Below are 12,772 nucleotides of genomic sequence, written 5' to 3' on the forward strand. Positions count from 1 at the left end.
CTTGACGAAAGGCAAAGACGGGCACGTAAAAAGGTGAGAGTTTTTGTCTATGGAACGCCTCATCGATCTGCTGGGAGATTCGGGCACATTGGCCGTTGCCGGTTTGCTTGTTGGCATCCTGTTCGGAGTTACCGCTCAGAAATCTCATTTCTGCTTGCGGGCATCCACTGTTGAAGTCGCCGAGGGCGAACTTGGGCCCCGTCTCGCCGTCTGGCTGATCGCATTCACGTCGGCACTGACCTTGGTTCAGGGGTTCGTTTCGATTGAATGGCTGGATTTGTCCGGGGCGCGTTCGATTGCGTCAACAGGCAGCCTGAGCGGTGCGGTGATCGGTGGTCTGATGTTTGGCGTCGGAATGATTTTGGCGCGCGGATGCGCGTCGCGCCTGTTGGTGTTGGCCTCATGCGGCAATCTGCGTGCAATGGTGACGGGGTTGGTTCTGACGTTGGTCGCGCAAGCGGCTTACACAGGTGTGCTCAGCCCCGCGCGCGAGGCGCTGTCCGGTCTTTGGACGATCACAGGTGGCAATGCGCGCGACCTTTCGGCACTGCTTGGGTTTTCGCCTATTGTATACACAGTATTTGCCGCAGGGACATTTGTTCTGGCCGTTGCCTTTGCAATGCGCCAGCAGGTGACAATGACAAGGATTGTCACGGCAGCCGGAGTTGGTTTCGCCGTGGCGCTTGGCTGGTTGATGACATTTGCGATTGCGCAAGCCTCCTTCGAAGTCGTGCCGGTGTCTTCGGTCACGTTCACCGGCCCGGCAACGGATACATTGATGGCGCTGGTGGCCGAGCGGAACGTTGCGCTGTCCTTTGGCATTGGTCTGGTTCCGGGCGTTGCAATTGGCGCCGCTTTTTCTGCCGTTCTTTCCGGTGAGTGGAAGATCGAACAGTTCGGTCCGGATACTCCGATGGAGCGTTACCTTGTCGGGGCTGTCTTGATGGGCTTTGGTGCAATGTTGGCGGGTGGCTGCGCCGTTGGCGCCGGATTGTCCGGGGGATCAGCCTTGTCGCTGACTGCGTGGCTTGCCGTCTTCTCGATGTGGGTCGGGGCCGTTGCCACCCATCGGATGATGATGCGAATGCCCGTTCTTCGGCGGTCCTGACTTATTCGAATTCCATCTGTTCGTAGACACGACCGGCGTTTTTTGTAGCCAGTTCTTCGAACGTGTCCAAATGGGCGTAAGGGGATTGGTCGACGTAATAGGCCTCGGCCAGATCGCCGCCAGCATCCATATGTTCCTGTATCTTTGTGCGCAGGTAGATCAGATAGTCGCGTGTATACCGGCGCACCTGATCCATGTTCGTAGGATGACCGTGCCCGGGGATCACATATGTGGCTTTCAGTGCTTCGAACTCGTTGTCCCAGGTCTCAAGCCAATCTGCGGTGTAGGTGTCCTGAAAGATCGGCAGCATACGTTCGTGAAATGCCATGTCACCAGCGATGACAAGGCTTTGATTGGGCAACCAGATCGAAATGTCGCCGGGACTGTGCGCAGGTCCAAGATGTTTGGCTTCGATACGAAAATCGCCGAGTTCGACGACGTATTCATCGTCAAACGTTTCGGTCGGACCGGCTAAAAACGTTCCTTCTGCCTTGTCCTTGTTATATGCTTGCATCCCTGCAAGGATTTGCGGTCCATATTCTTCGAATTCAGCCGCCGCATCTGAATGAGCGACGATGGGCACCCCAAGTTCCGACCAGTAGGCGTTCCCCAGCATGGCGTGCCCCTGACCGTTTTCGTTAAAGACAAGCTTCACAGGCTGATCCGTGATCGCTTGAATTTCCTTGTGAAGCGCTTCGGCAAGCACATAGGCCGCGCCACCGTTGATGACGACAACACCCTCTCCGGTCACGACGAAGCTGAGGTTATTGTTGTGGCCTGAATTCTCATAAGTCGGGGGTGCGGTTGCGCCGATTGCGGAATAAACGCCAGGAATAAATTCAACGGGTTTCGAGTAAAGAAAGCTCTGCGGGTACTGGTCTGCAATATCCTCGCTGGCCCAGGTTTGCGTAGCCAGGGTACAGGCAATCAACAAAGCGCGCATCATGCAGGCTCTCCAATAAATCGATAGGTCGAACCGGCCTTTTCGACACGGCCAATTCCGCCATTTGGCAAATGGAATCCAATAACCTTCATTTGGGCATGAGAAATCTGATCCAGCAGCGATTTCCGGGCACTTGCCGCGGCGTCAGGGTCCTGATCCGTACCGCTCAGCCAGTCTGGACGCTCGAACGCGACGTGTGGATTGCCGAGCGCATCGCCCACGACCATCACCGCGTCACCGCCTTTGCGAATTTCGAAGGCCATATGTCCGGGCGTGTGCCCGAAACTAGCGCGTGCTGCGATACCGGGAAGGATTTCCTGCCCGTCATCAAAGAACGCAACCATGTCTTCGATGGCTTCCATGCGCCGCTTTGCGCCCACCGCGAATGCCGTGCGGTCGGCTCCTATCGTGTCAACGGTTTCGGGATTCCACCAATAGTCCCATTCCTTGCGGCCAAAATGATATCTGGCGTTGGGAAAGAGGGGATCTCCGAAGTCGTCCAGCACACCCCAGATGTGATCCGGATGAGCATGGGTGAATATCACCTGCGTGACCTCATCCGGAGACAACCCGACGGCGTCCAGAGTTTCGGGAAGTTTGCCAGCGGTTTGCATGAAATCCGGCCCGGCCCCAACGTCGAACAGTACGGTATTCTGGTCATCGCGGTAGAGCACAATGTTGCACTCGGGCTCGTATCTGGTCAGATCTGTTTGATGGCGGTTCAGAAGTTCTGTCAGCTCTGCCTCGGGCATTGCCCCAAAGACCATTTCGGGTGGCAATGACAAGTAGCCATCCGACAAAGTTGAAATCCTTGCCGATTGACCAAGTGTCATTTCCGCAATCGCAAAGCTGGGTCGCAGGCAGAGTGCCGCCAGACATGAGCCTTGGGACAGGAAGGTGCGCCGGGAGAAATTTGGGTCTCTGCTCATACATAATCATTAAGATGAATGTTTTTATTTGTAAATGATGAATGGCGCGGACGGCACATTCCATCTGGGGCTTTTCACCACCTGCGTTGGAACGTTCGCAGCAACGAGTCGCATATCTGGCCCATCCCAAAGTACCCTTGACAGGTCTTGGCGAAACAGATCCGGAAAGAACTACCTGGAGCGGCGGTGAAAACCTGAGCATCGCGGCGCAGGACGTCCAGTTGCAGGTATAGGGCAACCGCCACGACTTGCCGGAGATTTCAACGCAAAGCGACCTACCAAGACGCTAAAATTGTGACGTCATCCAGCCAGTGCGTGCGGCAGGTGTTCAACCAAAGCCCGTTGCACGACCGCAAACCTTGGTGTGTGTGCGATTTCCTCAAGTGTCGCGACCCAAAGCGGAACCTCGATCCCGGGATCAATGTCGTTCAACCTGTGAAGCCGGGGATCAGCGTCGCCAATAAACGCAGGTAAGAAAGCCCTCCCCACACCGGATGCAACCATCTGCTGAAGCACCAGAAAACTGTCTGCTCCGTTCGTCATTTCATTGGCACGCACATGTTCAGCCAACCATTTCGCCGGAAGTGAACGGCTGAGGGCCCCATCAAGCCGCATCCATTTTTGGTTATGGGTACCGTCACTATAAACCCCGAAGCGCAACGTTCCTGCGCGCTCTCCGCTCAACCCTTCACCTAGTTGAACCGAAGGGCGGACAACGATATCCGCAGTTAACCTCGTCAGGTCATGGTGGCTGTTACCGCTGAGGATCGTCAGTTCGAGGCTGGGATAGAGGGTGGAAATTGAGTTTAGTATCCGTGGCAGGATAAACTGGCAAAGGCTGTCCGTGGACGCGATACGCACATGACCCGTAGGCGAACGATTTGCGCCCACAACGGCGCGTTCGACCGAAAGCACGGCCTCTTCAACGCTTTCCATTGCGGACAGAATTGTTCTGGCTTCGGGAAGAACCGAATACCCTGACGGGTCTTTCCGAAAAACAACACAGCCATATCGGTGTTCGAAAGCGGCAACTCTGCGCAGGACGGTTGCATGTGCAACGCCCAGGGCTGTCGCCGCCGCATTCAACGAGCCGTGTTTGCTGACGGCGAGGGCATATCGAATATCGTCCCAGTTGTCGTTGTTCATAAATGAACAAGTGAGGCCGAATAACAAACAATTACAAGAAAAATCGTTCAAGCTATCATATGGCACATTAAACAGGGAGCCACACCATGATGAAGAAGTCTTCGATCTTTGCGGCAGGTCTTTTGTCCTTGGCCGTAGTTGGAACTTCAATTGCTCAGGATAGCGAAAACCCGGCTGTAAAAGCGCGGACTTCGATTATGCAGCTTTACGCTTTCAACCTTGGAACGCTGGGCGCCATGGCCAAGGGAGAGGCAGAATATGATGCCGAAGCGGCTACACGGGCTGCAAATAATATTGTTGTCGTGTCGCAGATCGACCAGTCTGCGATGTGGCCAGCCGGATCGGATAATGTGTCAGACCCGTCTACCCGTGCCTTGCCTGCAATTTGGGAAAACTTCGCAGATGTTGGGGCCAAAGGGCAGGCACTGGCCGACGCCGCTGTTGCGATGCAGGCTGCGGCAGGTCAGGATGTTGAAGCCCTGAAGGGGGCGATGGGTCAGCTTGGCGGAGCCTGCTCTGCCTGTCACAAAGCTTACAGAGCACCGGAAAATTAAAGGAGAATTGATCAGTGCGGCGCATTCTACTTTTCGCCGTTCTGGTCATGCTTATGGTCGGGTTGGCCGGTTTGCTGTTGACCCGGCCGCAAAGGGTTGATCCAGCCCGGTTGGCCGGTCTGACCCCCGACGTGACCAGAGGGGCGTCTGTCTTCTATTCAGCAGGATGCGCCTCATGCCACTCGGCCCCGGATGCCAGCGAGGAAGGAAAGCTTATTCTAGCAGGCGGGCGGCGGTTCGAAACGGATTTTGGTACGTTTGTAGCTCCAAACATCTCCAGTGATCCAGACGCCGGAATTGGATCATGGTCCGCGCTGGATCTGGCCAATGCCCTGAAACACGGAAAAGGCCCCAGGGGACAGCATTATTACCCGGCCTTCCCCTATACGTCTTATGCCAAGATGACGGTCGAGGATGTTGCGGCGCTTCATGCGTTTTTGAACACCCTGCCTGCGTCTGACGCGGCAAATATCCCGCATGACATTGGGTTCCCTTTCAATATCCGGCGCGGGCTGGGGTTGTGGAAACTTCTGTTTTCAGGCTCGGGCTGGGTGGTTGAAGGTGATCTGACCGACCAGCAAATCCGAGGCCGGTATTTGGTGGAAGCTTTGGGGCACTGCGCAGAATGCCATACACCACGAAACGGACTGGGAGGGTTGAAGCGGGGTCTCTGGCTGACCGGAGCGCCAAATCCGAATGGAAAGGGGCGCATCCCCGGTTTGACCACCGCCCAGCTTGACTGGTCCGAGGCTGACATCGCTGAATATCTGATATCCGGTTTCACACCGGATTATGACAGCGCTGGTGGCGAAATGGTCGAAGTCATCGAGAACACCTCGAAACTAAGCGATGAAGACCGATTGGCCATTGCTGCTTACCTGAAATCCGTTCCCGTTCAGTGAATTGACTAATGGTTGCAGAAACTCAGGGTTTTGTCAGCGCAGGTCTTATGACGCTGGTTCAAACCAGCACGTCTACGTTGCTCAGATCTCTGGCAATGCGGATCAGCGGGCATTGTTTTCCTATGGTTAAGCGCCCCGCGTCGGATAATCCCATTACTTCGGCGGGTATACGCGTCGCGGATGCCAATGCGACTTCCAGCGGTACTTCGGCTTGCGTGGTCAGAACACGCAGCGCTGTGGTCAAATCCAGATCAGCCCCTGCCAAAGTACCATCGGCCAGTGTCAAACGCCCGTCTTTGCGGGAAATGCGGCGGCCTTCCAGTTCGAACATGCGCTGGTCCGTGCCAGCCGGCGCCATCGCATCGCTGACCAGAAATATCCGGCCTGGGCCCCGCTTGGCGGCCCAGGCTGTGCGCATGGCTTCAGGGTGAACGTGAATACCGTCGGCGATTAGCCCGGCGTTTAATCGACCCGCGGCCAGAACCGCCCCGACAAGCCCGGGAGATCGATTGCCCAGTTGACTCATGGCGTTGAACAGATGCGTGGCACAGGACGCACCGGCCTCGGCATAAGACAGGCAGGTATCATAATCCGCATCACTGTGGCCCAGCGAAACAACGGCACCTGCTGAGACCAGCGCTTTCACCTGCGCAATTGACACGTTTTCTGGCGCAACCGTCAGCATCAATGCGGGTAGCGCTTGTGCTGCCGCGACAAGCGTTGTCAGGTCCTCGTCATCCATGGGGCGGATCAGGGCTGCATCATGGGCACCTTTCCGAGCCACCGAAAGGTGCGGCCCTTCCAGATGCAGGCCAGCGATCCCCGCAATACCCGCAGCTACCGCCGCCTTGGCCGCTTCGATGGCGGCGCGGGTCTTGGCTGCGGTATCCGTGATCAGGGTGGGAAGGATCGAGGTTGCCCCAAGCGTCCGGTGCGCCTTGGCGATGCGTGCCAGTGTATCGACAGACGGGGCGGCGTTGAACATCACTCCGCCACCGCCATTCACTTGCAGGTCAACATAGCCGGGGGCCAGAATATCGCCTTGCAGATCGACAAGCTTGCCAGCGCTTGTCTTCACGTCAACGCCAATATCGGTGATGCGGCCAGCCTCCAGCCGCAGCGCGGCACCGTCATGCAAACTGGTGCCGTCATAAACAAGCCCGCCGTGGTAGATGGTCGCCTGGCCGCTCATACCGTTTCCGTCACTTTCCGCAGGTGACGTGGCGCATCCGGGTTGATCCCGCGCTGTACTGCGACCTGCTCGACCATTGAATAAAAGGACACGATAGCTGCCACCGGGTCCGTTAGCCAATGATCCGTGCGGACATGAGGCAGCACCTCGGCCTTTGTGACCAATGGGCTGGTGGCAAATACCTGTGCCCCTTTGGCCGCGAGCGTGTCGGCAACCTCGGCCAACAGCGGCTCTGCCGGATCATTGGCGGCAAAGGCAATAACCGGAAATCCGCCTTCCACGATCGAGACCGGGCCGTGCAGCACCTCGGCCGAGGAATAGCTTTCGGCATGGATCTGGCAGGTTTCCTTGAATTTCAGCGCGGCCTCGTTCGAGATCGCTACGCTTGGTCCGCGACCGAGCGTATAAAGCGAGCTTTGGGTGACGGCAGCCGCCGCTCTGCCCCAGTCACACCGTGTGGCGGCATCAAGGTGCTTTGGCAGGCCACGCAGCGCAGCCAGAAGATCTTTGTCGCCTTTCAGTTCCGCCAGTAGCCAAAGCCCGGCAACCAGCGAGGTCACGAAGGTTTTTGTCGCTGCTACACTAAGCTCGGGGCCTGCGTGCAGCGGCAAAGCCGCCTCAGCCGCCAGTGCAAGGGGGGAAGATGGGTCATTTGTGATTGCTACGGTGCTGGCCCCGGCCTTTCGGGCATTTTTCGTAAGCTGCACGATATCCGGGCTTTTTCCTGATTGTGAAACAGAAAGGCAAAGCGCCCCGGCCACATGCAGGTCAGCGCCATACACTGACGCGACCGATGGGCCGACGGATGCCATAGGCAAGCCAAGAAGCAATTCGCTTGCGTATTTCAGAAAAGTGCAGGCGTGGTCGGAAGAGCCGCGCGCCGCCGAAATCATGAACTTCAGCCCTCCGTTCCGGGCGACGTCCGCGGCTGTGCTCAGGGCATCTCCGCCATTGCTAAGCAATCGCTCGACGGCAACAGGAATCTCTTCGATTTCCTGACGCATCAGGGTCGTTTTCGGGGTCATCGGGGCAGCCTTTCCATCAGAATCGCAGATCATGGAGTAAGTCGCAGCTCAGCCACAAAGTCATAGGCATCGCCGCGATAGTTGGATTTTGTGAACTCGGCGACGCGCCCGCCTTCCAGATGGGAAATCCGCTGGATGCTTAACCCCGCCGCGCCTTCGGCAACACCAAGCAGAGCTGCATCTTCAGCCTCAAGATTAACGGCGGAAATCTTCTGGATGGCGCGCACAGGTCGGCAGCCGTTTTCTTCCAGAAGATCATAGAGTGAGTCGCGCACGGCAAGCGGGTTTGGCAGAATGTCCAATGGCAAAGAGGCACGTTCGACTGCCATGGGGCGCCCGCCAGCCTCTCGCAGGCGGCAAATGCGGGCCACCTGTCCGTCCGCGGGCAGCCCGAGCACCGCCGTTTCCTCGGGTGATGGTAGAAAAACGCCCCGTTCCAACCACTTGGAGGTTGATTCCATACCGCGCAGGCGCATGTCCTCACTGAAAGACGTCAGATGCGAAAGCGATTGTTCCAATTTCGGCGCGGCGTTCCGTACGAAAGACCCGGAACCCTGCCGCTGTACGATTGCGCCCTGTTTCACCAGTTCCTGAATGGCCTTGCGCACGGTGACCCTGGACAGGCCGGTGATCTCGGCGATCTCGCGCTCGGGCGGTAATGAGGAATTCGGGGGAAGGACTCCAGCGTCGATGCCTTCTTCCAGCCGCTGGCGCAGCCGGACATAGCGCGGCCCGCCACCGTTCTCGAGCCAGTCGTCAGAAGCCAGAAAAGATGCTGCGTTCATGCCGAATGCTCCACTTGGAAAGCCCGGGCCAACGCGATGGCCCCGTCGATAGGCGCACCTTTGGGCTCTGTTACTGCGCCACGCGCACGATCCGGCAGATACGCCTCATAATGAGGGCCAATACCCCCGGTCAGGCATAATGGCATGGCCGGGGTCCAGCCCATAGCTTCCAGTGCTTGCAAAAGATACGCGGCACCTTCGTGCATAAGCGAAACCGCCCGCTCATCCCCTGACCTCGCCGCCGCTGTAACCTGTCGCGCGATCTGGCCGAATTCATGTGGTCGTGCCGCGGCCGCGAAAGCGACAATGCCGCTTGTACTGCCAAATGCGTTCAGCAAGCCCTCAGTCAGGTTGGATTTTGGCACCAGCCCGTCCCATGCATCCAGCGTCACCGAAAGCGCTCTGCGCCCAATCCACTGAGCAGAGGCCTCATCCCCCAGCACAGAGCCCCAGCCACCGGCAAAGCGTCGGCCGGCTTGCGATTGCAGGGCCAGAAACGAACCCGTTCCGCAATGGGCGATTGCACCGTCGGTTGCTTGATGCGCGCCCGCCAGCGCAGGGTGGCGATCATCCTCGACCAGTATACTGTCCAACGGCAAATCCGCCGCCACCCGCTGGGCGATCTGATCACCTGTAACTCCCGCAAGTCCAAAATACGCCGGTATCGGCTTCAGGGTCTCGGGCTGAACACTGAGCTTGGTCGCAAGCATCTTCAGGCCGTCTTTCAGCCGTACAATCGCGCCGTCATAATCGCTGGCGACGTTGGCGGGGCCAACCTCGACCACCAGTCGCTGCTGGCCATCGTCATAGGCGATCCGACAGTTCGTTCCGCCGCCGTCTGCTGCGATGATAGGGTTGTTTTTCGACCTAAGCATGATGATACCTATATAATGCCTATGTTGAACTGTAAATGCCAAAGTAAATCCAATAAGGGCGGAAAGATCGAAAATACGTTGAATTATAAGGCCAATAGCGGCTGAAAAAAAATTAGTGGACAAATGGTATTGTATAGGTATGCTTTCTGGCAACGAGGAGAAACACGTGCTGCCACACATCACCGAACAACTCCACCCAGACGCATACGATTTGGGCAACCGACCTCTGGAAGAGGCGGCGCTGGCCCTGTCCAGGGGTCAGCAGGAAGCGGCCGGTGCCCCGCAGGGCGCCCTGCGTGGGATATGCGACGGTGCCGACGCCATGGCCCGCAGTCTGGCATCAGGTGGTTCATTATATTACGCGGCGGCGGGGTCTTCGGGGCTGATGGCTGCGGCTGATGCAATGGAACTGGGCGGCACTTTCGGCATCGACGAAAACCGAATCCATATCCTGATGGCCGGAGGGTTGCCCCAATCCGCGCATATGCCCGGTGGGACCGAGGATGACACCGACGGGCTGGTCGAAGGGCTGGCCGGGCTAAAATGTAACGACACGGTCATAGCTGTCTCTGCCAGCGGCACCACCCCCTATACACTCGAGGCCGCGCGACTTGCGCGTGCTGCGGGTGCCAGCACGATCGGGATAGCCAACAACCCGGGAAGCCCACTGTTGACGCAATGCGATCACACGATTCTACTTGCCACCCCGCCTGAGCTGATTTCAGGCTCAACCCGAATGGGCGCTGGTACGGCCCAGAAAATTGCGCTGAACATGCTGTCCAGCCTTATGGCAATCAAGTTGGGTCATGTTCACGAGGGGATGATGGTCAACCTTCGAGCAGACAATGCAAAGCTGCGCGCGCGTGCGACCGGCATCGTCGCCCGGATCGCCGGAGTTGATGCAAGCACCGCCCAAAACGCCCTGGCTGAAGCGCAAGGAGACGCCAAACCCGCCATCCTCATCGCTGCTCGCGGCGTTTCACTAGCGGCAGCCTATGCGCGCCTGAAAGAAACAGGCGGAGTTCTGAGCGCGGCACTGACACCTGATAAATAACTGCAAACCAAATGGGAGAGTACAATGAAACGTAATAGCCTGAAACTGGCCTTGCTTGGTGGGACGCTGTTAGCCTCTGCCGCCTATGCCGAGGACGTCACGCTGACCATCGAAAGCTGGCGTAACGATGACCTGACCCTGTGGCAGGACGAGATCATCCCGGCCTTTGAAGCAAAGCATCCTGGCATCAAAGTCCAGTTCACCCCGTCTGCCCCGGCAGAATATAACGCGGTTTTGAACTCGAAACTCGATGCGGGGTCTGCTGGTGACCTGATTACCTGCCGCCCCTTCGATGCTTCGCTGGCGCTTTATGAGGCTGGTCATCTGACCGATCTGTCCTCGGTCGAGGCGATGAACAACTTCTCGGACGTTGCAAAGTCTGCCTGGCAGACGGATGACGGTTCGGCCAGCTTCTGCGTGCCGATGGCGTCGGTAATTCACGGCTTCATCTACAACAAGGACGCTTTTGCCGAGTTGGGCCTCGAAGTGCCGACCACGGAAGACGAGTTCTTTGCCGCCTTGGACAAGATCAAGGAAGACGGCACTTACATCCCAATGGCGATGGGTACCAACGACCAGTGGGAAGCTGCCACGATGGGTTACAATAACATCGGGCCGAACTACTGGAAGGGTGAAGAAGGTCGTCAGGCGTTGATCGCAGGCGAACAGAAGCTGACCGATGAAGCCTGGACAGCCCCGTACGCAACGCTGGCTCGCTGGGGTGCGTATCTGGGTGATGGCTACGAAGCACAGACCTATCCCGACAGCCAGAACATCTTCACTTTGGGCCGCGCAGCCATCTATCCTGCGGGATCATGGGAGATTTCCGGCTTCAACGCACAAGCCGATTTCGAGATGGGTGCATTCAAGCCTCCGGTTCAGAACGCGGGCGACACCTGCTATATCTCGGACCATACGGATATCGGCATCGGGATGAACGCGGCCACGAAGAATCCTGAAGCCGCCAAAACGTTTTTGACCTGGGTCGCAAGCCCTGAGTTTGCTGAAATCTTCGGCAACGCTCTGCCCGGCTTCTTCCCGCTGTCGAGCACTCCGGTCGAGTTGCAGGACCCGCTGGCCAAGGAAATCGTCGGCTGGCGTGAAGAATGTGAATCGACCATCCGCTCGACTTATCAAATCCTGTCGCGCGGCACACCAAACCTTGAGAACGAGACCTGGGGTGCATCCGTTGCCGCAATCAAAGGTGCCAAGTCGCCTGAAGAGCTGGGTGCAGAACTACAGGCAGGCCTCGCCTCGTGGTACGCACCACATCAGTAAGCTGAACCATACCCGGGCAGCATGAGTTGCCCGGGTACGCCCGGCATTCCATCGAAAGCGCTCCCATGACCCGCCCCCGCATCCGCTGGCATATCGTCGTGTTTCTGGCACCAGCCGTGCTTGTCTACACAGCGGTGATGATCTTTCCCCTGTTCAACACGCTCCGTCTGGCCCTTTACTCTGAAGTCGACCAGAGCCGCGTATTTGTTGGACTGCAGAACTTTCAAACGCTGTTTTTCGATCCGATCTGGTCGGAACAATTCTGTAATGCGCTGGGCAACAATTTCTGGTTCTTTCTGATCCATATGCTGGTGCAGAACCCCATCGGCATCGCGCTGGCCGCGCTTCTCAGCCATCCGCGCCTGCGATTTGCGGTGCTCTATCGGTCGGCGATCTTCATCCCGACAATCCTCAGTTTTGTGATTGTCGGGTTTGCATGGAAACTGATCTTGTCGCCCATCTGGGGCATCGCGCCTTCGATGCTGGACGCGGTTGGGCTGAAATCCCTCTTTGCCCCGTGGTTGGGGAAGGAGGAATATGCCCTGACCACACTGGCGTTGATTTCGGTCTGGCAGTTCGTTGGCATCCCGATGATGTTGATCTACGCGGCCTTGCTGTCGATTCCCGAGGAAATCCTGGAAGCCGGGGAAGTGGATGGCATCACCGGTACAAGTGCCTTTTGGAAAATCAAGCTGCCGCTGATCCTGCCCTCGATCGGGATCATCTCAGTTCTGACATTTGTCGGCAATTTCAACGCCTTCGATCTGATCTATGCTGCACAGGGCGCTCTGGCGGGGCCTGACTTCTCGACCGATATTCTTGGCACCTTCATGTATCGCACATTCTTTGGCTTCCAGCTGCAATTGGGTGATCCGCATATGGGTTCGGCCATCGCTGGTGCGATGTTTGCAATCATCCTGCTGGGTGTCTGTGTCTACCTTTTCGGCATCCAGACCCGGATGCGCCGGTACCAGCTGTAAG

General features: G+C 57.4%; 14 protein-coding genes. 7 read left to right on the forward strand and 7 right to left on the reverse strand.

Going from position 1 to position 12,772, the window contains the following annotated elements; all coding sequences use genetic code 11:
• Positions 1-49: 49 nt before the first annotated feature.
• Positions 50-1,108 carry a YeeE/YedE family protein gene (locus I9188_RS17080; RefSeq protein WP_209507512.1) on the forward strand — a complete coding sequence of 353 codons (1,059 nt, stop codon included), beginning with the start codon at positions 50-52 and terminating at the stop codon, positions 1,106-1,108.
• A 1-nt stretch (position 1,109) separates the two neighbouring features.
• On the opposite strand, the gene I9188_RS17085 is transcribed toward I9188_RS17080, so the two are convergent.
• Complete coding sequence (locus I9188_RS17085) at positions 1,110-2,054, reverse strand: MBL fold metallo-hydrolase (RefSeq protein ID WP_209507513.1); 945 nt, start codon at positions 2,052-2,054, stop codon at positions 1,110-1,112.
• On the reverse strand, positions 2,051-2,980 hold the full coding sequence (locus I9188_RS17090; RefSeq protein WP_209507514.1) for an MBL fold metallo-hydrolase: 930 nt from the start codon (positions 2,978-2,980) through the stop codon (positions 2,051-2,053). Before I9188_RS17090 ends, I9188_RS17085 begins: the two co-directional genes overlap by 4 nt.
• A gap of 41 nt (positions 2,981-3,021) precedes the next feature.
• Here I9188_RS17090 and I9188_RS17095 point away from each other — a divergent pair, with 41 nt between their 5' ends.
• Positions 3,022-3,213: a hypothetical protein gene (locus I9188_RS17095; RefSeq protein WP_209599693.1), complete on the forward strand. Its 192-nt coding sequence runs from the start codon at positions 3,022-3,024 to the stop codon at positions 3,211-3,213.
• 67 nt (positions 3,214-3,280) lie between these two features.
• Here I9188_RS17095 and I9188_RS17100 read toward each other — a convergent pair whose 3' ends face one another.
• Entirely contained in the window at positions 3,281-4,126 is an 846-nt protein-coding gene (locus tag I9188_RS17100; protein ID WP_209507515.1) for a LysR family transcriptional regulator, read from the reverse strand.
• Positions 4,127-4,212: 86 nt separating this feature from the next.
• Here I9188_RS17100 and I9188_RS17105 point away from each other — a divergent pair, with 86 nt between their 5' ends.
• Together I9188_RS17105 and I9188_RS17110 are read left to right on the forward strand one after the other, a co-directional pair.
• Positions 4,213-4,680: a cytochrome c gene (locus tag I9188_RS17105; protein ID WP_209507516.1), complete on the forward strand. Its 468-nt coding sequence runs from the start codon at positions 4,213-4,215 to the stop codon at positions 4,678-4,680.
• A 14-nt stretch (positions 4,681-4,694) separates the two neighbouring features.
• Positions 4,695-5,582 (forward strand): cytochrome c, encoded by an 888-nt coding sequence (locus I9188_RS17110; RefSeq protein ID WP_209507517.1) that lies wholly within the window; start codon positions 4,695-4,697, stop codon positions 5,580-5,582.
• A gap of 58 nt (positions 5,583-5,640) precedes the next feature.
• Here I9188_RS17110 and nagA read toward each other — a convergent pair whose 3' ends face one another.
• The 4 genes from nagA to I9188_RS17130 are packed head-to-tail and all read right to left on the reverse strand — an operon-like array spanning position 5,641 to position 9,459.
• Positions 5,641-6,774 (reverse strand): N-acetylglucosamine-6-phosphate deacetylase, encoded by a 1,134-nt coding sequence (gene nagA, locus I9188_RS17115; RefSeq protein ID WP_209507518.1) that lies wholly within the window; start codon positions 6,772-6,774, stop codon positions 5,641-5,643.
• Positions 6,771-7,799 (reverse strand): SIS domain-containing protein, encoded by a 1,029-nt coding sequence (locus I9188_RS17120; RefSeq protein ID WP_209507519.1) that lies wholly within the window; start codon positions 7,797-7,799, stop codon positions 6,771-6,773. Before I9188_RS17120 ends, nagA begins: the two co-directional genes overlap by 4 nt.
• Positions 7,800-7,828: 29 nt before the next feature.
• Positions 7,829-8,584, reverse strand: a complete 756-nt coding sequence (locus tag I9188_RS17125; protein WP_209507520.1) for a GntR family transcriptional regulator — start codon at positions 8,582-8,584, stop codon at positions 7,829-7,831.
• Positions 8,581-9,459, reverse strand: a complete 879-nt coding sequence (locus tag I9188_RS17130; RefSeq protein ID WP_209507521.1) for a BadF/BadG/BcrA/BcrD ATPase family protein — start codon at positions 9,457-9,459, stop codon at positions 8,581-8,583. The genes I9188_RS17125 and I9188_RS17130 overlap by 4 nt, the downstream gene beginning before the upstream one ends.
• Positions 9,460-9,625: 166 nt before the next feature.
• On the opposite strand from I9188_RS17130, the gene I9188_RS17135 reads away from it, so the two are divergent.
• The 3 genes from I9188_RS17135 (at position 9,626) to I9188_RS17145 (ending at position 12,771) form a co-directional block, all read left to right on the forward strand.
• The gene (locus I9188_RS17135; RefSeq protein WP_209507522.1) at positions 9,626-10,513 is read left to right on the forward strand and encodes an N-acetylmuramic acid 6-phosphate etherase; all 888 of its coding nucleotides are present in this window, start codon (positions 9,626-9,628) and stop codon (positions 10,511-10,513) included.
• 24 nt (positions 10,514-10,537) lie between these two features.
• Positions 10,538-11,791, forward strand: a complete 1,254-nt coding sequence (locus I9188_RS17140) for an ABC transporter substrate-binding protein (RefSeq protein WP_209507523.1) — start codon at positions 10,538-10,540, stop codon at positions 11,789-11,791.
• Between the two features lie 65 nt (positions 11,792-11,856).
• On the forward strand, positions 11,857-12,771 hold the full coding sequence (locus tag I9188_RS17145; protein WP_209507524.1) for a sugar ABC transporter permease: 915 nt from the start codon (positions 11,857-11,859) through the stop codon (positions 12,769-12,771).
• Position 12,772: the final 1 nt, after the last annotated feature.

Origin of the sequence: Ruegeria sp. HKCCSA071 (assembly GCF_017872555.1) — a bacterium.
Taxonomy (GTDB): Bacteria; Pseudomonadota; Alphaproteobacteria; order Rhodobacterales; family Rhodobacteraceae; genus Ruegeria.